The sequence below is a fragment of the Methylocella sp. CPCC 101449 genome (assembly GCF_031921685.1).
Classification (GTDB): Bacteria; Pseudomonadota; Alphaproteobacteria; order Rhizobiales; family Beijerinckiaceae; genus Terripilifer.
This window is the reverse complement of the sequence record NZ_JAPDHU010000003.1, coordinates 181,707-204,163: the sequence shown is the minus strand read 5'-3', so window position 1 is coordinate 204,163 and position 22,457 is coordinate 181,707. Positions and strand designations below refer to the sequence as shown.

Below are 22,457 nucleotides of genomic sequence, written 5' to 3'. Positions count from 1 at the left end.
ATGAAGAATTCGGCGCTTCAGATCGTTCTGCTATCGGGCGCAGTTTGCTCTGGAAAGTCGGCGCTGGGGAAGTTGTTGCAGGAGCGTTATGGCGCCAAATTGATCAAGACGAGAGATATAATACTTGAAGCGCGTCCAAGAGTTCAAAAAAATCGACAGTCTCTACAGCGTGCCGGCGATGCCCTCGACCGAGAAGACGGAGGGAAATGGGTAGCGGCTGCACTCTCTCGTTTTATTGATAAATTTTCTGATGCCAACTTTCCTGCGGGCTTGTTTGTTGTCGATTCAGTTCGCATCGTTGAGCAGGTCGATCAGATACGATCCGCTTTTGGCACAGACGTACACCATATACACGTAACGGCTGAGATTGAGGAGTTGCAACGCAGGTATGAAGAGCGTTCGCGCTCCTCCGGCGAGGTAATGACTTACGAGCAAGTCAAAAGAAACAAAACGGAACAAAATGTCGAAGGCCTTGCGACAATAGCAGACATAGTGGTTGCTACCGATCGATGTTCCGAAGAGGCGGTTCTTGTTCGGGCAACTGCTCTTCTAAACTTGTATCCTCGAAGCAACACCGAGCTCGTGGATGTCTTGATCGGAGGTCAATACGGTTCCGAAGGCAAAGGCAACATCGTTGGACATATAGCATCGGAATATGACTTGCTCGTTAGGGTCGGCGGTCCCAACGCAGGTCATCAAGTTTTCGCACTTCCGCAAGCTGAAAAATATTTTCACCTTCCTTCTGGTACAGGGCGGGCGCCTAATGCTCAACTTCTTCTTGGCGCGGGCGCAGTTATTTATGTGCCTAAACTTCTGGAGGAGATCGCGGCGCATCAAGTCGATGTGGCCCGCTTAAGTATAGATCCTCAGGCAATGATTATAGAGGAGGCGGATCGTGAATCTGAAGCGTTAGCCTTGGGAAGTATAAGTTCAACGGCACAAGGGGTTGGATTTGCGAGTGCGCGCAAAATTACAGAACGAGGGGTCTATCAGACAAACGGTAGCCAAATTCGCCTAGCGAAAGATATTCCTCAATTGAGGCCTTTTATACGCGAAGGGCAGCAATTGCTCGAAGATCATTTCGTAAAAGGCAAGCGAATAATGCTCGAAGGCACCCAGGGAACGCTGCTTTCAATTCATCATGGAATCTACCCGTTTGTTACTTCGAGAGATACTACAGTAGCGGGATGTTTAGCGGATGCCGGTATTGCGCCGACAAACGTACGAAAGGTGATAATGGTTTGCAGAACTTATCCGATACGGGTCGGAGGTCCTTCTGGGCCGATGAAGATGGAAATTGATTACGCAAAACTTGCTAGGCGTTCGGGGATTGATGAACAAGAGTTATTGCAAACGGAAAAGACAACAACGACCAACCGGCAACGACGATTAGCTGAATTCGACTGGGTTATGCTGAAAAGGGCCGTGCAATTAAATGGCCCGACAGATATTGCGCTGACTTTCGCGGACTATATTTCGATCAAAAATAGAAAAGCTTATCGTGTCGAGCAATTGACGGAAGAAACTAGGCGCTTCATCGAAGAAATTGAACGAGTTTCTGGGAGGCCTGTGTCAATGATATCAACAGCCTTTAATTGGCGTAATGTCATTGACAGGAGGAACTGGTGACGTCTGCTGAACTAGCCGAACTCATTTCAGACTGCCCGCAAATATACCATATGGCAGAACGTGGTGCCTGGGACGGAATCAAACGTCACGGCTTGATGAGTACTTGCGCGCTCCTAGATCTGTTTAAAATCGATGGTCAGTCCAAAATTCAAATCTCAAAAATGCATCGACCTGCTATTGTTGAGATATCGGATGAGGATGCGGGACTGGCGCGAATTCGCGATCAAATCCCGATGAGCGATGCTGGTCTGCGCCGCGCACTGCCGGCCGATATCACCCCTGCAGATTGGTATTTGCGATTGAATAAGATGGTCTTCTTTTGGATGTCAAAGGAAAGACTTCTACGCTTGACGAATGCTAAAGCGTATCGCACCTCCGAACACGAGGTACTAGTATTAGACACTCGCAAGTTCATCGACGCATTCTTTGAAAAGATATGGCTGTGCGCAATTAATAGCGGATGTACAAAGCCCTTTCCGCATCCCCGTGATTTTGAAGCCTTCAAGAGAATTCCGGATTATGACTATGCGTTATGGCGGCGCCGGAGGCCTAGGGGAGAGCGAGTTGTTGAGCTTTGCGTCGATAACGTGGTGCCCGACGTCGAGCGGTTTCTCCTAGATGGATTTGTTATTCGAGGCGAAGAACGTTTGAGGGCTCTTTAGGCAAAGCCTCTCCCCCTCCTTGACCTCCCTCCTTCCTTCCTCTACAAACACGCCCCACAACCGGAGTGCCCCACGTGGCCCGTAAGCTTATTGTAGTATCGTCAGCGCCGCAGCAGGGACGGGGGTAACCCCCGGCACTCCCTCCATAGGCGCTGATCCCGAAGGCCCCCTCAGAGGGCCTTTTTTGTTGCCTAAATTCCTAAAAACCACGAAGAAAACCGCAAAGAACGAACAGAATTAAGCCGTTGGAGCGTATCATGAGCAAGCAGATGACCGGCGCGGAGATGGTGATCGAAGCCCTGAAGGATCAGGGGGTCGATACGGTGTTTGGATACCCTGGCGGCGCTGTCCTTCCGATCTACGACGCCATGTTCCACCAGAACTTCGTCAAGCACGTGCTGGTGCGCCATGAGCAGGGCGCGGCCCATGCGGCCGAGGGCTATGCGCGCTCCACCGGCAAGGTCGGCGTGCTGCTCGTCACCTCCGGCCCCGGCGCCACCAATGCGGTCACCGGCCTCACCGACGCCTTGATGGATTCCATTCCCCTGGTCTGCCTCACCGGCCAGGTGCCGACCCATCTGATCGGTTCGGACGCCTTCCAGGAGGCCGATACGGTCGGCATCACCCGCCATTGCACCAAGCATAACTATCTGGTGCGCTCGATCGAGGACCTGCCGCGCATCCTGCACGAGGCCTTCCATGTTGCCCGCTCGGGCCGGCCGGGGCCGGTCGTCGTCGATCTGCCGAAGGACGTGCAGTTCGCCACCGGCGCCTATGAATTCCTGCAGAACATCGAGCACAAGACCTATCGTCCGCGTCTGAAGGGCGACGAGGCCAAGATCGAGGCCATGGTCGAGATGATGGCCAAGGCCAAGCGGCCGGTGTTTTACACCGGCGGCGGCGTCATCAATGCCGGGCCGAAGGCGTCGGACCTGCTGCGCGAATTCGTCGAGCTGACCAATTTCCCCATCACCTCCACTTTGATGGGACTCGGCGCCTATCCGGCCTCGGGCAAGAACTGGCTCGGCATGCTCGGCATGCACGGCACGTTCGAAGCCAACAACACGATGCACGATTGCGACCTGATGATCTGCGTCGGCGCGCGCTTCGACGACCGCATCACCGGCCGGCTCGATGCCTTCGCGCCGGGCGCCAAGAAGGTGCATATCGATATCGATGCTTCGTCGATCAACAAGAACGTCAAGGTCGATATCGGCATCATCGGCGATTGCGCCCATGTGCTGGAACAGGCCATCGGCCTGTGGAAGGCGCGCAAGCTGAAGAGCGATGCGGCGGCGCTGGCTGAATGGTGGAAGCAGATCGACATCTGGCGGGCGCGCAAGTCCTTGGCTTTCCGCACGTCGAAGACGACGATCAAGCCGCAGCTCGCCGTCCAGCGTCTCTATGAGCTGACCAAGGATCGCGACACCTATATCACCACCGAGGTCGGCCAGCATCAGATGTGGGCGGCGCAGCACTTCCACTTCGAGGAGCCGAACCGCTGGATGACGTCTGGCGGTCTGGGCACCATGGGCTATGGCCTGCCGGCGGCGCTCGGCGTGCAGATGGCGCATCCGAAGGCTCTGGTCATCGACATCGCGGGCGAAGCCTCGATCCTGATGAACATGCAGGAAATGTCGACGGCGGCGCAGTATCGTCTGCCGGTGAAGATCTTCATCCTCAACAACGAATATATGGGCATGGTGCGCCAGTGGCAGGAGCTGCTGCATGGCGGGCGCTATTCGGAGAGCTATTCGGCGGCGCTGCCGGATTTCGTCAAACTGGCGGAGGCCTATGGCGCCAAGGGCATGCGCTGCGACGACCCGGCCAAGCTCGACGATGCCATCCGCGAGATGATCGACCATCCCGGTCCGGTGATCTTCGACTGTCTGGTCGACAAGGAAGAGAACTGCCTGCCGATGATCCCGTCGGGCAAGGCCCATAACGAGATGATCATGCCGGACTTCTCCGACGATATCGGCTCGGTCATCGACGAGAAGGGCAAGATGCTGGTCTAAAACCCGGGTGCAGGGGGGCTCCACGGCAAAACCGAGGAACAACCCCATGCAAGCGGCATTTCAGCGATCACAATGGGCGCAACGGCCCGAGCTTTGAACGGAAAAAAGTCATGAACGTCCCGGCTTCCCTGTCCCCCTATTCGTCGTCCACCGGCAAGTCCAACACCGTGCGGCGGACCTTGTCGGTGCTTGTCGACAATGAACCAGGGGTTCTCGCGCGGGTCGTGGGGCTCTTCTCCGGCCGCGGCTACAATATCGAAAGCCTGACGGTTGCAGAGGTGGCGCATCTCGAACATTGGTCGCGCATCACGATCGTCACCGTCGGCACGCCCGAGGCGATCGAGCAGATCGGCCATCAGCTCGAACGCATCGTGCCGATCCATAAGGTGACGGACTTGACGCTTCGCGGCCGCTCGATCGAGCGCGAACTCGCCATGATCAAGGTGCGCGGCAAGGGAGACAACCGGGTCGAGGCGCTGCGTCTCGCCGAAGCCTTCAAGGCGAAAGTGGTCGACGCGACGATCGAGAGCTTCATTTTCGAACTGACCGGCAATTCGACCAAGATCGACGATTTCGTGGAGATCATGCGGCCGCTCGGCCTGGTCGAAATCGCGCGCACGGGCGTCGCCGCCATCGAGCGGGGCGCCGAGGCGGGCTGATGATGGACGATCGCGTTTCTTCCCGTCATTGCGAGCGCAGCGAAGCAATCCAGGGGCAAAGGTGTGGAAGCATAGAAGGAAACCGGCCTGTGTGGCCGGCATTTCTTGATGCTCTACCACGCGCTCCTGGATTGCTTCGTCGCTTTGCTCCTCGCAATGACGGTGAAGAGTTCGACAAAAGGTACATGGGCAGGTTCATGGGCGGGTTGATATGACCTTCGAACTCGCCCTCGCGGCGGCAGCCTTCTGCTTCGCGGGGGCGCTGACGCCCGGACCCAATAACGTGATGCTGCTCGCCTCGGGCGTGAACTTCGGTTTCGCCCGCACGGTGCCGCATATGGTCGGCGTCGTGCTGGGCTATGCCTTCCTGCTCTTGGTGATCGGCATGGGGCTCGGCCAGACGGTGGTCGAGCATCCGCTGGCCTTCCAGGCGCTGCGCATCATCGGCGCGCTCTATATGATCTGGCTTGCCTGGAAGATCGCCACGTCGCGGGGCGGTTCGGAGGGGCAGGGGCGCTCGTCGCCGCTCACCTTCTTCCAGGCCGCCGCCTTCCAATGGGTCAATGTCAAAGGCGTCCTGGTGGCGATCAGCGGCGTCGCCGCCTTCACCCGGCCGGGGGAATTCATCGTCACCCTGGGGGCGCTTTTGGTCATCGCCACCGTGGCCACCCTGGTCTCGGTTCTGGTCTGGACCTCGTTCGGCACCGGTCTGCGTCAGCTTTTGACCGATCCGCGCAAGGCCCGCGTTTTCAATGTGGTGATGGCGGTGTTGCTGCTCGCTTCGCTCTATCCGATGCTGCTGGAGGTGCGATCCTAAACTCAAAACCCCAGCCGGCGGGCGCCTGTCGCCCCCACCACCTTTGACGCAGGCTCCGGGGCCGCATAGAACGGCGCCCGAACGGGGCCGGACGGCACGGAAATCTGTACTCCCGCTTTAGAAATCCCGCGCGGCCCCGCCGCGCACCAACCCGAGGAAGACGCTGACAATGCGCGTTTATTACGATCGTGATGCGGACATCAACCTGATCAAGGGCAAGAAAGTGGCCGTCGTCGGCTACGGCTCGCAAGGCCATGCTCATGTGCTCAACATGCGCGACAGCGGCGTCAAGGACGTGGTCGTCGCCCTGCGCAAGGGTTCGCCGACGGCCAAGAAGGCCGAGGGCGAAGGCCTCAAGGTCATGGACGTCGCCTCGGCCGCCAAGTGGGCCGATGTGGTGATGATGCTGACGCCGGACGAACTCCAGGCCGACATCTACCGCGACGAACTGGCCGCCAACATGAAGAACGGCGCCGCGCTGCTCTTCGCCCACGGCCTGAACGTGCACTTCAACCTGATCGAGCCGCGCAAGGACATCGACGTGCTGATGGTCGCCCCGAAAGGCCCCGGCCACACGGTGCGCGGCGAATATCTGAAGGGCGGCGGCGTGCCGTGCCTGATCGCCATTCATCAGGATGCCTCGGGCAATGCCCATGACCTCGGCCTCAGCTACGCTTCTGCCATCGGCGGCGGCCGCGCCGGCATTATCGAGACCAATTTCAAGGAAGAGTGCGAGACCGATCTGTTCGGCGAACAGGCCGTGCTCTGCGGTGGCCTCGTCGAGCTGATCCGCGCTGGTTTCGAAACCCTGGTCGAAGCCGGCTACGCGCCGGAAATGGCCTATTTCGAGTGCCTGCACGAAGTGAAGCTGATCGTCGACCTCATTTACGAGGGCGGCATCGCCAACATGAACTACTCGATCTCGAACACTGCGGAATACGGTGAATATGTCACCGGCCCGCGCATCATCACCGCCGAAACCAAGGCCGAGATGAAGCGCGTGCTCACCGACATTCAGTCGGGCAAGTTCACCCGCGACTGGATGCTGGAAAACAAGGTCAACCAGACCTCGTTCAAGGCGACCCGCGCCCGCAACAATGCGCATCAGATCGAAGAAGTCGGCGCCAAGCTGCGCGCCATGATGCCCTGGATCACCAAGAACAAGCTGGTCGATCAGGAACGCAACTAAAGTACGCTTCTCTGCCGCCGCCGGGCCTGTTAACTGGGTTCGGCGGCAGGTAGGGAGCAAGTGGTGCGATTGGGATGGGAGGCCAAGTGAGCGCAGACAAAACTGCCGCCGCGGTATCCCTGTCCGGTGTCGCCATTTCCTTCGGATCGGGCGCCAGCCTTTATCGCGCCGTGGCCGATGTCGATCTCACCGTTCAGCCTGGCGAATTCGTTGCCATCGTCGGCCCCACGGGCTGTGGCAAATCCACCCTTCTCAATGTCGCCGCCGGCCTCTTGGTGCCGAGCGCTGGATCCGCTCAGGTGAGCGGGCGCAAGGTCGAGGGCATCACCCGCGCGGCGGGCTATCTGTTTCAAGCCGATGCGCTGATGCCGTGGAAGACGGCGCTTGCCAATGTCGCCGTGGCGCTGGAAGTGGCGGGTGTCGGCCGTGCCGAGGCGCGCGAGCGGGCGCTGGCCTGGCTGGCGCGGGTGGGGCTGAAAGGCTTTTCCGAGCGCTATCCGCATCAGCTCTCCGGCGGCCAGAAGAAGCGCGTGGCGCTGGCGCAGATGCTGATCCGCGATCCCGCCATTCTCTTGATGGACGAGCCGTTCGGCCCGCTCGATGCGCAGACCCGCACCCTGATGGGCGATCTTCTGCTGTCGCTGTGGCAGGCCGATCGCAAGGCGGTGCTGTTCGTCACCCACGATCTCGACGAAGCGATCGCGCTCGCTGACCGGGTGGTGGTGATGTCGGCGGGGCCGGCCTCGCGCATCATCGCCGATCATCGCATCGATCTGCCGCGCCCGCGCGAGATCGTCGATATTCGCCTCGATCCGCGTTTCCACGCCTTGCAGAGCGCCATCTGGCGAGATCTGAAAGCGGAAGTCATGCGCGCCTATGGCGATGAATTCGCGGCGATGGGTTTGGCCAAAACCACAGGTGCGGCATGAAACGCACGACGCTTCTCGCCTGGCAGATTGGTCTGGCCATCGCGATCATCGCCGTCTGGCACGTGCTGACCACCTATCCTCTGATCTCCGACGTGAAGCAGGCGCGCTTCTTCTTCTCGACGCCAGTGGATGTGGCGGTGCGGGTGTGGCGCTTCTTCGCCACCGGCATGATCTGGCGGCATCTGTGGATCACGCTTCTGGAAACGCTGCTCGCCTTCGGCATCGGGTCGATCGCCGGCATCGTCATCGGCTTCTGGCTGGCGCGCCAGCCGCGTGTCGCCGCCGTGCTCGATCCCTTCGTGAAAATGGCGAATGCGTTGCCGCGCGTCGTGCTGGCACCGATCTTCATGCTGTGGTTCGGCCTCGACATCTGGTCGAAGGTGGCGCTGGGCGTGACGCTCGTCTTCTTCATCGTTTTCTTCAACGTCTATCAGGGCGTGAAGGAAGTGAGCCCGGTGATCCTGTCGAACGCCCGCATGCTCGGCATGAACGAGCGGCAATTGTTCCGCCATGTCTATTGGCCATCGGCTTTATCGTGGATGTTCTCGTCTCTGCACACGTCTGTGGGTTTCGCGCTGGTGGGTGCGGTGGTCGGCGAATATCTCGGTTCCGCCGCCGGGCTTGGCTATCTGATCCACGAGGCGGAAAGCACTTTTGACATGACCGGCGTCGTTGCCGGCATGGTGGTGCTCTCGGTCGTCGTTGTACTGATTGACTGGCTCGTTACACTGATAGAGGTTCGGCTGCTGGCCTGGCGGCCGGAAGCCACGGCCCACGGCGCGTGAGGGAAGCGGTCGCGGGCGCAGCAAGGAGGGAAGTATGAAGCGTCGCAGTCTGTTGACTGGTGTTCTCGCTATGGGTCTGGCGTCGGTGGTCAGCGTTCCGTCATGGGCGCAGAATTTTCCGACACGCCCCATAACCATCGTCGTGCCGTTTGCCGCGGGTGGTTCCACCGATATCGTCGCGCGCGTCATTGCCCAAAAAATGACCGAAGTCCTGGGCCAGTCGGTGGTGGTGGAAAACCGCGCCGGCGCGGGGGGCGCCACGGGGGCGAGCGCCGTCGCGAAGTCGGCGCCGGACGGCTATACGCTGCTGCTCGCTACCGTCGCGACCCATGCAATCAATCCGGCGGCATTCAAGAAACTGCCGTTCGATCCGGTGAAGGATTTTTCCTCGGTCGCGCTGCTCGCCTATGTGCCGAATGTCCTGATCGTGACGCCGAAGTTTCCGGCGAAAGACGTGAAGGAACTGATCGCGCTGCTCAAGGCGAACCCTGGCAAGTATAGCTATGCCTCGTCGGGTGTCGCCACGCCGCTGCATTTGTCTGGCGAACTGTTCAAATCGCTGACACAGACCGACTTCGTCCACGTGCCTTATCGTGGCGGCGGTCCGGCCCTCGCCGATCTGATCAGCGGCCAGGTGCCGATCATGTTCGACAACCTGCCATCGGCGATCGAGCAAATTCGCGGTGGCGGTGCCCGCGCTCTGGCGGTGACGACCAAGGAACGCAGCCCGGCCGCGCCCGATATCCCGACCATGATCGAGGCCGGCGTGCCGGGCTATGAGACCTATACCTGGAATGCCTTCCTGGCGCCGGCCAATACGCCCAAGAACGTGATCGCCGTTCTCAACGATGCGTCGAACAAGGCGACCAGCGACCCGCAGGTGAAGCAGAAGCTGGCCGATCTCAGCGCCATGGCCGCCGGCGGAACGCCGGAACAGCTCGACGCCCACATCAAGGCGGAACTGGCCAAATGGGCGCCGATCGTCAAGGCGGCCGGCGTTTCCTTGGATTAAGATGAAGAGCGGCATCGCCACACGGGCGATGCCGCATACGACAGCGGGAGGAAGAGATGATGACGTCGAAGATGTTCGGGCGGTTGTTGGTGGCGGCCTCCGTCGCTGTTTTGGCTTTCGCGGCACAGGCGCAAACCGGACCGGAAAAGCCGAACATCAAGCTCGGCGTCGGCGGCAAGGCGCTGCTCTATTACCTGCCGCTGACGATTGCCGAGCAGAAGGGCTTCTTCAAGGATGAAGGACTGAACGTCGAGATCCAGGATTTCGCCGGTGGCTCGCGTTCGCTGCAAGCCTTGGTCGGCGGTTCGGTCGATGTTGTCACCGGCGCCTATGAACATACGATCCGCATGCAGGCCAAGGGGCAGGACATTCGTGCCGTGCTTGAACTCGGCCGCTTCCCCGGCATTGCTGTCGCGGTGAAGAAGGGCGTCAAATGGGACGGCCCGGCCGATTTCAAAGGCATGAAGATCGGCGTCACCGCGCCAGGTTCATCCACCAATATGCTGATGAATTTCATCATGGCGAAGTCGGGCCTGGCGCCGTCGGACGCCGCCTATATCGGCATCGGCTCGGCGCAATCGGCACTGGCGGCGATTCAGAAGGGCGAGATCCAGGCGATCTCCCATCTCGAGCCTGTCCTGTCTTTCCTTGAGCGTTCGGGCGATGTGCGCATCGTCTATGACACGCGTACGGAGGAGGGCACGCGGGCGCTGTTCGGCGGCTCCAATCCGGCGGCGGTGGTCTATCTGAAAGCGGATTTCGCCGAGAAATCGCCGCGCACCACCCAGGCCGTGGTCAATGCGCTCTACAAGGCCCTGGTCTGGCTGAAGACCGCGAGCCCGGCCGATGTCGCCGCCACGGTGCCCGAGCAATATCTGCTCGGCGACAAGGAGCTTTACATGCTGGCGGTGAAAAACTCGCTGCCGTCCTATTCGCAGACGGGTCTCATTCCGCGCGAAGGCATGCAATCGACCCTCGATATGCTGGTGAAGTTCGATCCGGAAATGAAGGACGCCAAGGTTGATCTTGGCCAGACCTTCGATGATCGCTTCGCCAAGAAGGCGGCGGGAGCGGTGAAGTAGGCCCTGCGGCCGTGTTCCACCGTTCAGGTTAAATCTGCATTAATGGCGTCGGGCTAACCTGAGGGGGCTGCGATCCGGCTGGTCGCGCTCGCCAAGCGGGATAGCGCTGTGTCCGATCATGTCGCCCTCAATACAAATCGGCGTGCCGAGCCGCAGCGCCTCGATACGTTTGACATGGGGCCGCGCACCTTTGAAAGGGCCGATATTTGGATCGGCTGCGCGTTGATCGCGCTATTGGCGGGATTTGCGGTGTTTCTGCGTTACATCACCGTGTTGAACGCGGATACGAGCTGGCTCATCACCGTCTCCGAACAAATTCTTGCCGGCAAAAAGCTCTATGTCGATGTTGCGGAGACCAATCCTCCGGCGTCGGTGTGGCTTTACTTGCCGATTGTGGCTTTGGCTCACGTGCTCCGCGTTTCGCCTGAAGCGGCGGTCACAGTTTACATATTCGCGGTCTTCTTTTTCAGTGTTGGCTTGACGGGTATGATCCTGTCGCGCGCCGATGGCTTGCGCCGCTACGACGTCTTCCTTCTCATTCCAATTCTTCTCGCGCTCTTTGCGGTCATGCCTGGTGAGGTGTTCTCGCAGCGTGAGCATATCGCAGTGATGCTCTGCCTGCCGTTTCTTGCTGCAACATGGGCACGGGCGAATGAAAGAGTTTTGAGTTGGCCGTTTTTGATCGCAGCCGGTGTATGTGGGGCCGTTGTCGCCATCATCAAACCGCACTTTGTGCTGGCGTTGGAACTACCGGTTTTGATCGCGCTCCTCGCGCGACCGCGATGGCACACGCTGTTCAGCCCTGAAAATGTTATCGCGGGTCTTCTCACCGCGATCTACAGCGCGATGACGTTCATGCTCTATCCGGAGTATTGGACGGTTACGATGAAGACGAACGTCTTGCTTTATCTTCCCGTGGCTGACCGATGGCGGGCCTTCACATCGATTACCACCCCGATATTGCTGGCAGCTTTCTTGACGTCCTGGCTCTATTGCGGCCGTTCCTTCCTGCGCCATCCGACTTTAATACTCCTTGCGGCCGCAACGGGCTTCTGCGTGGCATTCGTCGTGCAGGGCAAGATGTGGCTGTATCACGTTTATCCCGTGGTTGCCTTGGTGGCTCTCGCCGGAGTGCTGGCTGTTTTCGATCGTTCGCTTTCGCCATCGGCCGGGCGTCAGAGCGAAGTCAGCCCTCTATTGGCCAAACATCGATTGCTATGCCGCCTTTTGAATCCTGGCATGGCCAGCATAGCTGCTCTGATCTATTTCGTGCCGTTGTTCTTTGTCGATTTCGATAGCCATAAGTTGAGCGCCGCCGTCATGCGGCTCCAGTCGAAGCCGACGATGGCAATTTTGTCAGGTGAAAGCTGGCTCGGTCATCCGGTCGTTCGCCTGGTGAACGGGCGGTGGGGGATGACGCAGCCCTCACTTTGGATTTTGGCGAATGGCCAATTTCTGCGGCATCATCCGATGTTTGATCAAGCAACTTTGCCGGCTATCGAAGCAATCGAAAATGCCGACCTGGCTCGTCTCCTCGCCGACCTGCAACGCAACCGTCCGGACATTTTGCTTCGACTGACAGAGGAGCGCGGGCTGTATGATCGTGTGCGAGCCTTTCCAGGAATGGCGGACGAGCTCGATCGGTACGAGCTGGCAAGCGCGTTTCCCGTCGCGCAGGACAGATTCACGGTCAATATCCTTCGGCGTCGCCCTGACCTACGAACTTCAATAAATCCTTAATGGTGCCGCGCTTATTTTAAGCCGCCGTCATGTGGGGTAGAGGCATGCAGACCGCCGTTTCTCCTGTCTACAGTATCGTCATTCCGCTCTTCAATGAGGAGGCGGTCCTGTCGGTGCTTGCGTTGCGGCTGGAAAAGCTGATGACCCAACTCGATGGGTCGGCCGAAGTCATTTTCGTCGATGACGGCAGCACGGACACAACCGGAATATTTCTGCGTGCCAAGGCGCGGCAGGATAGCCGCTTCAAGTACATAGGCCTTTCGCGCAATTTTGGTCAGCAGTGCGCCATGTCGGCCGGCATGGAAGCGGCGCGTGGCCAGGCGGCGATCGTGATGGACGGCGATCTGCAGGATCCGCCCGAGCTCATCCTGGAAATGATCGCGAAATGGCGCGAAGGCTATTCAATCGTCTATGCGAAGCGTCGTGCGCGAGAGGGCGAAACGCCCTTCAAGCTGCGCAGCTCCCGTCTCTTCTATCGTTCGCTGAACAAATTGTCCTCGGTGCCTATTCCAGAAGATGTCGGTGATTTTCGTCTCGTCGGGCGAGATGCGCTCGACGCCTTCCTTCGAATGCCTGAACGCGATCGCTTCGTGCGCGGCATGTTTGCCTGGCTTGGCTTTAAACAAGCCGCGGTGGAGTTCGATCGGCCCGGACGAGCGGCCGGCATCACGAAATATCCTTTGCGGAAAATGCTGCGCTTGGCGCTGACTGGATTGGTCAGTTTCTCGGATGTGCCTCTGCGATTGGCAATTTGGGGAGGTATTGGCGTTTCGTTCCTGGCGTTGCTCTATGGCTCTTATGCCATCAGCCTTAAGCTGATCGGCGGTCATGTGATCGAGGGATGGGCGTCCACGGTTGTCATTGTTTCTTTCCTCTGTGGTGCCAATATGCTGATGACCGGCATTATCGGCCTTTATATTGGGCGTATCCACAGTGAAGTGAAACGGCGGCCACTCTACATCGTAAGCGAGCGTGTCGGCTTCGATGAAGCCGGGGCACGTCCCCAACTTGAATCATTCGCTGGGCCGCGAGCGGTTGGCAACTGATCCTTTTGAGCGGCTGTCCCGGTCGTCAGTTGCAATCCCTTCGTTTTAGCAAAGTCCATTCTGCTTCTTGAGCGATTACCTCCGTTCCACAAGGAGGCGCTTTTGCGACACCAGCAGCATTTTCGCGCGAGCCGCGAATGAAGGCATAGCGATAGACCTGCGTGCTTGGATCTCCCCAATTGAACGCCTCGGCATGAAAGCCGAGACTGTCGGATACGACAGGGCCGATATCTTTCCGGAATCTTATGACCTGGGGAAAGAAATACGCAAAATTGAAATCCACAAAGCCATTTTTCTCTGCCTGATACCATAGGCTCATATGCAAATAGGCATTGTTGTCGTTCATCGCATCGCTCTTGCGATTGAACGTCAGATTGATGGCGCGCTCTCCCGGTTCTGCCACCGCGAGAATCTTCTCAAAGCTCGCGGTTTCTTTGGCAAAGGCCAGAATAAAGTTGGCTCTCACCGCCAATATGCCTGCGCATAAGAGGATGAGGAGGCAGGTACTCGCCACGGCTATGCTGCTTGGCTTTTGCGGGGGCTTCCACATCAACGCCCAAAAAATGGGAAGGAAGAGCGCGAAGCGGCTCGACACAAAGCCCGTGCCGAACAGCAGGTCTGGCGTGAACCCCAATATGCCGATCAAGACGGCGAACATGACGAGCGGAGCACCTTTTTGGATGCGTCCTCCCATCAGGACTGAAATTAGCAAAGCGCCTATCGCGAGCAGGTAGCTTAAATTGGATAGGGCTGACGTGGCCGTGAACAGAATAGCTGGGCCCCAACGGTCTTGCGGCGAAATGCCGAAGGACGAAGTCGTCGAAGCGACTTGATCGAGATTCACTGCATCGTTGAAGTCGTGCGCGAAGAAGCGAAATACCACCAGAACGGCTGCCAAAATCACATATGGCGCGCTTGCGGCAATTAAATTGAGAATGCGACGTTGCTCGATCAGAACAATCAATCCGCCGATACCAACAGCGAAAACGAAAAGGAGAGCATGAGAAAAGAGCAGAATGATGCCGAGGCCAATGAGTCCGGCGCCCTTTGCCATGTTGGGTTCTTTTGCATACCTCCACGCGAACAGCAGAAAGAGGATGGAGATGGGTGCGCTGACCAGGAAGGTCATAAAGCCCCACTGCCAGGCAAAACCAAAGAAACTGTAGAGGAAAAGAAATTCCAGGCGTGGATCCGAACCTGTTTCCTTGCGCAAGGCGCGACAGGCGAAAATCCATCCGATATAGGAGATGGTCAAAATAATCTTAACGGCGATTAATGGACCAAAGAGAGCTGTGAAAGGTAAAGCGGCGGTGTAGCCGATGAGGTAGGGCGTCAGCATGTTGACGCGTATCAGGCTCTCCCAGGGTGATGCCCCCTTCAATAGATCGAGCCATAAGGTGATTTGCCCGGCGTGCTGCGGCAGGTCGACCATCGGCGGGCGGTGAGCCAGCCAGATCAAACTGGCACCAAAGGCAACCAGCGCCCAAAAGGCCGTCTTCAAGATGCGATCAAACAGGGTTGGTGTCGCAATGTCGGATTGCATTCTCGGCGGCCTGGCGCGGTGGCGGTGATATTTCGTAAAATTTTGGGTGCTATGGCTTTCCGACTCGACTGTTTTGACGGCGCCGGTCCTATGTCCCACATTTACGACAACAGCTTTTATGATTGGGTAAATATGACCGCGCTGCGCTCAGCGCGGCGCCTGATACCTGTGGTGGCGGCAAACGCGGACATTCGCAGTGTCGCGGATGTCGGCTGCGGCCAAGGCGCTTGGCTATCGGTTTGGGCTGAGAACAGCGTCAGCGATTTGCATGGGTTTGACGGGGCCTATGTCGACCGGGACCGCCTGCTTTTTAAAGGGGCATTCAGCCCGAGCGATCTGACCGGCCATTTCGAAGCGGAGCGCCGGTTTGATCTAGTGCAGTCGTTGGAGGTCGCCGAACATCTGCCGCCCGATTGTGCTCAGTCTTTCGTCGAACGCCTCTGCGCCCTGAGCGACTTGGTGATGTTTTCAGCCGCGCGTCCGGGGCAGGGCGGCGAGATGCATATCAACGAGCGGCCTCCGTCCTTTTGGGCGCGGCTTTTCAAAGAACGCGGTTATACGGCTTACGATTTCGTTCGTCCGGCCTTCGTCCACGATAGCGAAGTCGATCCGTGGTATCGGTATAATACGGTCGTTTATGCCTCCGAGACCGGTGCGACACGTCTGTCTCAGAAGGCCCTGGCTTCTCGCCGGGAAGATCTCGCGCAACTGGATGGCGGAGGCGATCTCGCCTGGAAGCTGCGTCTGGCTTTGCTGGCGCCGTTACCTGTGAGCGTCGTTACAACCTTGTCTCGCTGGCGCTATAGCGCTGTATGCGCCTTGCAACGCAAGGCCGGGTCATGAATGGCATTACCCTAGTCGCTATTCTTGTCAGCGCCTGCCTCGCGGCGTTGGGGCAGATCTGCCTGAAGCTCGGGGCGCAGGGGCAAACGGCAGCTACCGGCTTTGTCAATTGGGGCATTGCTTCCGGCTTGGCGTTCTATGCCATTGGCATGTTGCTTTGGCTTTATGCTTTGTCGCGGGCGCCTCTGCATGTGGTGTATCCCTTCACGCTGCTGACGCTCGCTCTGGTTGGCACGCTGGGCATATTTATCCTTGGCGAGCGGCCTTCGCCGACGTCCCTGGTTGGCTGGGCGGTTGTCGTGCTCGGTGTCGGCATTGTGTGGCTTGGATCGCAGGGAAGCGCTTAGAAAAAGCTGACTGCTTCATCCGCGCGCAGTCCCGATCTCTCCCGAGAACGGGCGACGGGCTGTATGCTTCTCAGGTCAATCGCTTTTTCTTGGCAGACTTGCACCAGTCCGACAGATATGCGCCAATTGTGAGCCATGCGACGCAAGTTTCAAACTCTCGACGTGTTCACCGAACGCCGTTTTGGCGGCAATCCGCTGGCTGTCGTGATCGACAGCGAAGGACTGTCGGGCGACGACATGCAGCGCATCGCGCGTGAGTTCAATCTATCGGAAACGATTTTCCTGCTGGAAGCGCGCGATCCTGTGAATACGGCGCGCGTACGCATTTTCACGCCGGGCGCCGAATTGCCTTTTGCCGGTCACCCGACGATCGGGGCGGCCGTGGCCATCGGCTTGATGAAAGCCCCTCGGCTGATCCAGGTACAAGACGTCGGCCTCGTGATCGAAGAGGAAATTGGGGCGGTTTCCTGCACGGTGCGGCAGCGCAAGGGGCGGCAAGCCGAAGCTGAATTTATTTTGCCGCACCTGCCACAGCGGCTCGGCGATACGGGAACCGTTGCGGAGGTGGCGCAAGCTCTCTCGCTGGATGAAAGCGATATCGGCTTTGACGACCATCAAACCGGGGTGTGGTCTGCCGGCGTGGCCCTGAGCTTCATACCGGTTGCCTCGCTCGCGGCTGTCGCGCGTGCGCGCGTCAACCTCGCCCATTGGGATGCTGCCTTTCCGGGCGAGGGCGGCTTCGGTGCCTTGCTTTACACCAAGCAGGTGTCGGACGAAGGCCATCACGTTCATGCGCGGATGTTCGCGCCGAAGCTCGGCATCGCCGAGGATCCGGCCACCGGATCGGCCGCCGCCGCTTTTGCCGGTGTCTGCATGGCCTACGAGAAGCCCGAGGATGGCGAACATCTCATCGTCATCGAACAGGGCTATGAAATGGGACGGCCGAGCCAGATCATGTTGAAACTGAGCGTCGTCGACGGCGTTCTTCAAAGCGCCGCCATCGGCGGTGCGGCCGTGCCGGTCATGGAAGGCACGATTGAAGCATGAATGTCCGTGTCGAGACGGTCGATATAATCGAAAGTACTTATGTACCGCGCGAATGGGCATTCGCCGTCGAGCGCAAGGCAGAGATCGATGCGCATTGGGCGAAGCTCATCGCGCAAAAGCCGTTGCTGTATGACGGGCGCGTCCTGCTGCTTGATCACTTCGAGATCACGGAACGCCGTGGCCAGCGCGTGCTCACCACGCGACATTTCCCGACCAACTATCGCGATTTCCTGGCCTGGCGCGATTTCGGCTTTCCCGACCCGACGGTTCGAAACTGTTTTGCCGCCGCCGCGCTGGCGTCCCGCGATGACGTCTTTCTGCTCGGCGAAATGGCCCCGCATACCGCCAATGCAGGCAAGATCTATTTTCCGGCCGGCACGCCCGACCTGGGCGACGTTTTGGGTGATCAAGCAGGTGCGCGTGTCGATCTCGCCGGCAGCGTCTTGCGCGAGCTCACTGAGGAAACCGGGATCACGGCCGAACAGGTTCAATGCGAAGCGGGCTGGACGGTCGTGTTCGACGGGCCGCGTGTCGGTTGCATGAAGATCGCGCGCTCCCCGCTCGATGCGGCGACGATCATCGCACAAGTCGACGCGTTTCTGCGTTCGGACGCACAAGCGGAACTGGTGCGCCTGCATGGGGTGAGGCGAGCTAGCAATTTGCGGCCGGAGGTCATGCCGAGCTTTGTCGTTGCTTATCTCGACTTGATGTTGTCGCGGATGAACGATCCGGTTCAGCCCGCCGGATAGCCATGACGGGCCCGGCTGGCGCGCACGATGGCGCGCGCTTCGCCATCGCGACCGGCCTGGCAGGCGGCCGAAGCCTTATCGATATCCGCTTTAATCTGGTTGTAGACCGATTGATTGACGTTGCCGGTCTGGCGATCGTTATCCTGAATGGCCTGCCAGCGGGCGACCTCGCCGGCGCAGCCTGAGCCTTCCGGCATGCGAAAACTTGCAGGCGTGACGCTGGAATAGGTTTCGGTCGGCGCGGCGGCGCTGACCTGCGGCTGCGTGCTGTTGCAGCCGGTCAGAACCGTGGCTGACAGAAGCAGAAAGGGCAGTGTCAGGCGTAAGGTGGGACGCTGTGGGCGGTAGGTGATCATTGTCAGCCTCTTGCGAAGAGTCTCGTCAAGTTAGCGCCACGAGATGATGCCGACAATCGTTCAAGCGCCGTTAAAGCCATTTCCGATCGACGCCGAGCCGGTTAAGCTGGCTACGACATATGGGCGAAGGGAGGCGCGCCAATGCCGATCAAATTTTTGCACATCTTGGCATCGCTGGCGCTGGCTGTGGGCTGTATGCCGGTCGCCGCGCAAACTTATCCGGATCGACCGGTGCGGATCATCGTGCCGTCGTCGCCCGGCGGTGGCTTTGATGTTGTGGGCCGCGTCTTGGCGGAACGTTTGCAACGCATCTACGGCCAGGGATTTGTCGTGGAAAACCGGACGGGCGCTGGAACCTTGGTGGGAACCGAAGCCGTGCTGCAATCGCCGGCCGATGGTTACACTTTGTTGGTCGGTGGCCTTTCCAACATGGCGCTCAACTCAGGTCTCTATGCCAAGATCGCCTACAATCCGGTGAAGGATTTCACGCCGCTCGGCTTGGTGGTGAGCTGGTCCTATACGCTGATCTCGCGCAAGGATGCGCCTTACAAAGATTTGCACGGCATGATCGACTATGCGCGTGCCAATCCAGATAAAGTCACCGTCGCTTATGGCAAAGGTTCCGGCCAGCATATTGCGATCGCGACATTGGAGAATGCGACGGGCGTTAAATTTCTCTATGTGCCCTATCGCGGCGCGCAGCCCGCGTATCAAGACCTCTTGACGGGACGCATCGATTTGTATTTCGACAATTCGCAGACAGCGATGCCGCATGTGGAGGGAAAGGCGGTGATTCCGTTGGCGGTGTCGTCACGTATGCGGCAGGCGTTTCATCCCGATGTGCCGACGGTGGCTGAAACCGGCCTGGCACCGATGGATATGGAAACGTGGTTTGGTCTTTATGCGCCGGCGGCAACGCCTAAAGCTACGGTCGAAAGTCTACGAGCCTCGGTTGCAAAGATCGCTGTCGATCCGGAAGTGATGGCGTTGTTCCGCCAGATCGGTGGCCGGCCATTGCAGATGACACCGCAGGAAACAGAAACATTCGTTCGCAATGAACTTGAGCGATGGACGAAATTGCTCAAGACCATCGGTGTGACGGCTGATTGAAGGGGAGCGTCCACGAGGCGCAAAGGAGGGAGCAGGTGATGCGAGGGATGCAAGGGATGAATCTGATCAGGCGTGGGGCTTTGGCTTTAGCATTGGCCGTGACGGCTTTCGCGGTGCAGGCGCAAACTTTTCCTGATCGTCCGCTGAAGTTGATCGTGCCGCAACCGCCCGGCGGCGGCTTCGATACGGCAGCACGTATTATCGCCGATCGTGTGGGGCCAATTCTCGGTCAGCCGGTGGTGGTCGAAAATCGCACAGGCGCTGGCACGCTCGTCGGTACGGAGGCGGCGGCAAAGTCGCCGGCCGATGGCTATACGCTGTTGCTTGGAGGCCTTGCCAATATCGCTCTCAATCCAGGCCTCTACGATAAGCTGAGCTACGATCCGTTGAAGGATTTCAAACTCGTCGGTCTTGTCGTCGGTAATCCCTACATGCTGATCGCGCGTCCGGGTCTACCGCAGAAGTCGCTGAAGGAATTGATCGACTATGCGCGCGCCAATCCGGAAAAGGTGACCTACGCGTCGGGTGGGCGCGGCACGGGCCAGCATATCGGCATGGCGATTGTCGCGGAACTTGCGGGCGTGAAGATGACACACGTGCCCTATCGCGGGGCGCAGGCGGCTTATCAGGATATTCTCGGCGACCGGGTCGATCTGTTTTTCGACAACTGGGGCACCGCGCAGCAGCTCGTCGACGACAAGCGCGTGATGGCGCTCGCTGCTTCGACGGCACAGCGTTTGCCGGGCGCGCCAAATGTCGCCACGATCAAGGAGTTGGGCATCGGCGATCTCGACATGGAAACCTGGTTCGGCTTGTTCGTGCCGGCGGCGACACCAGCGCCTGTGCTTGAAAAGCTGCGTGCGGATGTACGCAAGGCCGGCACGCAAGCTGACGTCGTCGCGCTGTTCGAAAAGACCGGCGGTCGCTCTCTCAGCGCCATGTCGATCGCCGACATGGAAGCACTGGTGGCGCGTGACGTGGCCACCTTCACGAAACTGATCCGTGCGGCCGGCATCAAGGCCGAGTAATGGGCTTATGAGAGGGAGAATCCCTATGTTGACGCGGCGGCATTTTACCATCGGCGCGGCGACGGCTTGCGCCGTCGGTGTGCCGGCCTGGGCGCAGGCCTATCCGACCCAGGATATTCGTTTCGTCTGTGGTTTCGCGGCCGGTAGCGGTGCTGATGTGATCGTGCGCTTCTTCGCCGAGAAGATGAAGCCGTTGGCGAAACGCAACATCATCGTCGAAAATAAGGTCGGAGCGGTGGGCAACATCGCCACCGAATATACGGCAAGGTCGAAGCCCGACGGCCATACGGTCTATGTCACAGGTGGCAGTTCGCTAGCCGCCGCGCATAACATGATGAAACAGCCGAGCGTCGATGTCGGCAAGGCATTGCTGCCGATTGGGACGATCAATCGGCAGCCGGTGATGATCGCTGTGCGCACCGATGCGCCCTGGAAAACCTTTCCTGAATTCGTGGAAGCGATGAAGGGCAAGGGCGACAAGGCAAGCTATGCGACGGCCAATCCCGCCGCACGGGTCGTCGGTGCCATGTTCACCAAGCTCGCGGGGCTGCGGTCAGTCGAGGTGCAGTATCGCACCGGGGCGGACTATCTCAACGATCTGGCTGCCGGCAATGTCGATTTCGGTATTCCCGACAACGTGATGGCGGTGGCGCAGGAGAAGGCGGGGCGGCTGCGTGTTCTGGCGGTCTCGACGCCGGATCGCCTGCAAGCGGCGCCCGACTATCCGACCATTCGTGAATTGGGGTTTGACGTCAGCCTCTCCGGCTGGTTCGCCGGTTTCGTGCCGGTGGCGACGCCGCAGCCGATCGTGTCACAGCTCAATGGCTGGCTTAACGAAGTGGTGAAAAGTCCGGAGGGCAAGGCCTTCCTCAATACCTTCGCCAGTGATCCCTGGGTCAGTACGCCCGAGGACGCGCAGGCGCTCTTCCTGCGCGAGATCAAGAATTGGGAAGACTACGTCAAGCTCGCCAATATCGAGAAACAGGGCTGAGGCTTCAGCCTGCCGCCAAACGCGCCAGAAGCCGCTGCGCTTTGCGCAGATGCGGACGGTCGACCATGGCGCCGGCGATCGACAGAACGCCGGCGTCGGGATTGGCCTTGAAGGCCTCGACGATGGCGCGCGCTTTGTCGACTTCCTGCGGCTGCGGCGAAAACACCTCGTTGATGATGGTCACTTGATCGGGATGAATGGCCATTTTGGCGACGAAGCCGTCGCGGCGTGCGGCAAGACATTCGCGGCGGAAGCCGTCGCTGTCGCGGAAATTGGCGAAGACTGTATCTATCGCGTCGACCTCGGCACTGGCGGCCGCAAATAGCATCAGATTGCGGGCCAAGGCGAAGGGCGGCGTATAGGTGGCGTCGTCGAAGCGATTGGTTTCGGCGCCGATATCGGCGGCGAGATCTTCGGCGCCCCAGGTGATCGCCATCAGGCGTGCGCTGGCGTTGCGGTAGCTGCCGAGTTGAAACATTGCCGCCGCGGTTTCGGTGACGATCGGGATGATCGAGATCGCATCGGCGGGCAGGCCGCGCTCGGCCTCGCGCACACTTAGTTTTACCGAGAGATGTTGCACGTCTGTGCCGCCTTGCGCCTTCGGCAGCATGATGGCCGAAGGCGCAAAGGGCACGATCGCATCGAGATCGGCGTCGGTGAGCCCGGTATCGAGCGCATTGACGCGCACGATCAGTTTCGGCGTGCCAGGCCCGCGATGGGTGGCCAGAAATGCGGCCGCGCCGTCGCGGCCCTGTTGTTTGGAACTGGCGGCAACGGAGTCTTCCAGGTCGAGGATCAGCGCATCGGCGCCGCTGGCCAAGGCCCGCTCGAGCTTGCGCGGACTGTCGGCCGGAACGAAGAGAAGCGAGCGCATG

Annotated in this window: 22 protein-coding genes; 19 read left to right on the top strand and 3 right to left on the bottom strand. The window is 59.3% G+C overall.

Features of this window, described 5'->3' with window-relative positions; genetic code table 11:
* From OIM99_RS21140 to OIM99_RS21085, 12 genes are all read left to right on the top strand, one after another.
* Positions 1-1,629, top strand: a complete 1,629-nt coding sequence (locus tag OIM99_RS21140) for an adenylosuccinate synthetase (protein ID WP_311852461.1) — start codon at positions 1-3, stop codon at positions 1,627-1,629.
* The gene (locus tag OIM99_RS21135; RefSeq protein ID WP_311852460.1) at positions 1,626-2,291 is read left to right on the top strand and encodes a DUF7002 family protein; all 666 of its coding nucleotides are present in this window, start codon (positions 1,626-1,628) and stop codon (positions 2,289-2,291) included. The genes OIM99_RS21140 and OIM99_RS21135 overlap by 4 nt, the downstream gene beginning before the upstream one ends.
* Before the next feature lie 257 nt (positions 2,292-2,548).
* A complete protein-coding gene (locus OIM99_RS21130; protein ID WP_311852459.1) occupies positions 2,549-4,309 on the top strand; it encodes an acetolactate synthase 3 large subunit in 1,761 nt (586 codons plus the stop codon).
* 110 nt (positions 4,310-4,419) lie between these two features.
* Entirely contained in the window at positions 4,420-4,968 is a 549-nt protein-coding gene (ilvN, locus tag OIM99_RS21125; RefSeq protein ID WP_311852458.1) for an acetolactate synthase small subunit, read from the top strand.
* 211 nt (positions 4,969-5,179) lie between these two features.
* The gene (locus OIM99_RS21120; protein ID WP_311852457.1) at positions 5,180-5,785 is read left to right on the top strand and encodes a LysE family translocator; all 606 of its coding nucleotides are present in this window, start codon (positions 5,180-5,182) and stop codon (positions 5,783-5,785) included.
* A gap of 169 nt (positions 5,786-5,954) precedes the next feature.
* Complete coding sequence (ilvC, locus tag OIM99_RS21115) at positions 5,955-6,974, top strand: ketol-acid reductoisomerase (protein WP_090696195.1); 1,020 nt, start codon at positions 5,955-5,957, stop codon at positions 6,972-6,974.
* A gap of 74 nt (positions 6,975-7,048) precedes the next feature.
* Complete coding sequence (locus OIM99_RS21110) at positions 7,049-7,903, top strand: ABC transporter ATP-binding protein (protein ID WP_311852456.1); 855 nt, start codon at positions 7,049-7,051, stop codon at positions 7,901-7,903.
* Entirely contained in the window at positions 7,900-8,688 is a 789-nt protein-coding gene (locus tag OIM99_RS21105) for an ABC transporter permease (protein WP_311852455.1), read from the top strand. The genes OIM99_RS21110 and OIM99_RS21105 overlap by 4 nt, the downstream gene beginning before the upstream one ends.
* Positions 8,689-8,722: 34 nt before the next feature.
* Positions 8,723-9,700 (top strand): Bug family tripartite tricarboxylate transporter substrate binding protein, encoded by a 978-nt coding sequence (locus OIM99_RS21100; RefSeq protein WP_409371543.1) that lies wholly within the window; start codon positions 8,723-8,725, stop codon positions 9,698-9,700.
* Between the two features lie 59 nt (positions 9,701-9,759).
* Positions 9,760-10,782, top strand: a complete 1,023-nt coding sequence (locus OIM99_RS21095; RefSeq protein ID WP_409371558.1) for an ABC transporter substrate-binding protein — start codon at positions 9,760-9,762, stop codon at positions 10,780-10,782.
* A 108-nt stretch (positions 10,783-10,890) separates the two neighbouring features.
* A complete protein-coding gene (locus OIM99_RS21090; protein ID WP_311852453.1) occupies positions 10,891-12,522 on the top strand; it encodes a hypothetical protein in 1,632 nt (543 codons plus the stop codon).
* 44 nt (positions 12,523-12,566) lie between these two features.
* Positions 12,567-13,568 (top strand): glycosyltransferase family 2 protein, encoded by a 1,002-nt coding sequence (locus OIM99_RS21085; protein WP_311852452.1) that lies wholly within the window; start codon positions 12,567-12,569, stop codon positions 13,566-13,568.
* A gap of 25 nt (positions 13,569-13,593) precedes the next feature.
* Here the strand turns inward: OIM99_RS21085 and OIM99_RS21080 are convergent, their stop codons facing one another.
* A complete protein-coding gene (locus OIM99_RS21080) occupies positions 13,594-15,111 on the bottom strand; it encodes a hypothetical protein (protein ID WP_311852451.1) in 1,518 nt (505 codons plus the stop codon).
* A gap of 18 nt (positions 15,112-15,129) precedes the next feature.
* On the opposite strand from OIM99_RS21080, the gene OIM99_RS21075 reads away from it, so the two are divergent.
* The 4 genes from OIM99_RS21075 (at position 15,130) to OIM99_RS21060 (ending at position 18,097) form a co-directional block, all read left to right on the top strand.
* Positions 15,130-15,954, top strand: coding sequence for a methyltransferase domain-containing protein (locus OIM99_RS21075; protein WP_311852450.1), 825 nt, complete (start codon positions 15,130-15,132; stop codon positions 15,952-15,954).
* A complete protein-coding gene (locus OIM99_RS21070; protein ID WP_311852449.1) occupies positions 15,951-16,301 on the top strand; it encodes a DMT family transporter in 351 nt (116 codons plus the stop codon). Before OIM99_RS21075 ends, OIM99_RS21070 begins: the two co-directional genes overlap by 4 nt.
* A gap of 135 nt (positions 16,302-16,436) precedes the next feature.
* Positions 16,437-17,348, top strand: coding sequence for a PhzF family phenazine biosynthesis protein (locus tag OIM99_RS21065; protein WP_311852448.1), 912 nt, complete (start codon positions 16,437-16,439; stop codon positions 17,346-17,348).
* Positions 17,345-18,097: an NUDIX hydrolase gene (locus OIM99_RS21060; protein WP_311852447.1), complete on the top strand. Its 753-nt coding sequence runs from the start codon at positions 17,345-17,347 to the stop codon at positions 18,095-18,097. Before OIM99_RS21065 ends, OIM99_RS21060 begins: the two co-directional genes overlap by 4 nt.
* Here the strand turns inward: OIM99_RS21060 and OIM99_RS21055 are convergent.
* Complete coding sequence (locus OIM99_RS21055; RefSeq protein ID WP_311852446.1) at positions 18,082-18,453, bottom strand: hypothetical protein; 372 nt, start codon at positions 18,451-18,453, stop codon at positions 18,082-18,084. The genes OIM99_RS21060 and OIM99_RS21055 overlap by 16 nt on opposite strands.
* A 141-nt stretch (positions 18,454-18,594) precedes the next feature.
* Here OIM99_RS21055 and OIM99_RS21050 point away from each other — a divergent pair, with 141 nt between their 5' ends.
* Genes OIM99_RS21050 through OIM99_RS21040 form a run of 3 tightly spaced genes read left to right on the top strand, consistent with a single transcriptional unit; the run spans position 18,595 to position 21,582 of the window.
* Positions 18,595-19,563: a tripartite tricarboxylate transporter substrate binding protein gene (locus OIM99_RS21050; protein WP_311852445.1), complete on the top strand. Its 969-nt coding sequence runs from the start codon at positions 18,595-18,597 to the stop codon at positions 19,561-19,563.
* Between the two features lie 56 nt (positions 19,564-19,619).
* Positions 19,620-20,591, top strand: a complete 972-nt coding sequence (locus OIM99_RS21045; protein ID WP_311852444.1) for a tripartite tricarboxylate transporter substrate binding protein — start codon at positions 19,620-19,622, stop codon at positions 20,589-20,591.
* Positions 20,592-20,616: 25 nt separating this feature from the next.
* Positions 20,617-21,582, top strand: coding sequence for a tripartite tricarboxylate transporter substrate binding protein (locus OIM99_RS21040; protein ID WP_311852443.1), 966 nt, complete (start codon positions 20,617-20,619; stop codon positions 21,580-21,582).
* Positions 21,583-21,586: 4 nt separating this feature from the next.
* Here the strand turns inward: OIM99_RS21040 and OIM99_RS21035 are convergent, their stop codons facing one another.
* Positions 21,587-22,456, bottom strand: coding sequence for a CoA ester lyase (locus OIM99_RS21035; protein ID WP_311852442.1), 870 nt, complete (start codon positions 22,454-22,456; stop codon positions 21,587-21,589).
* Position 22,457: the final 1 nt, after the last annotated feature.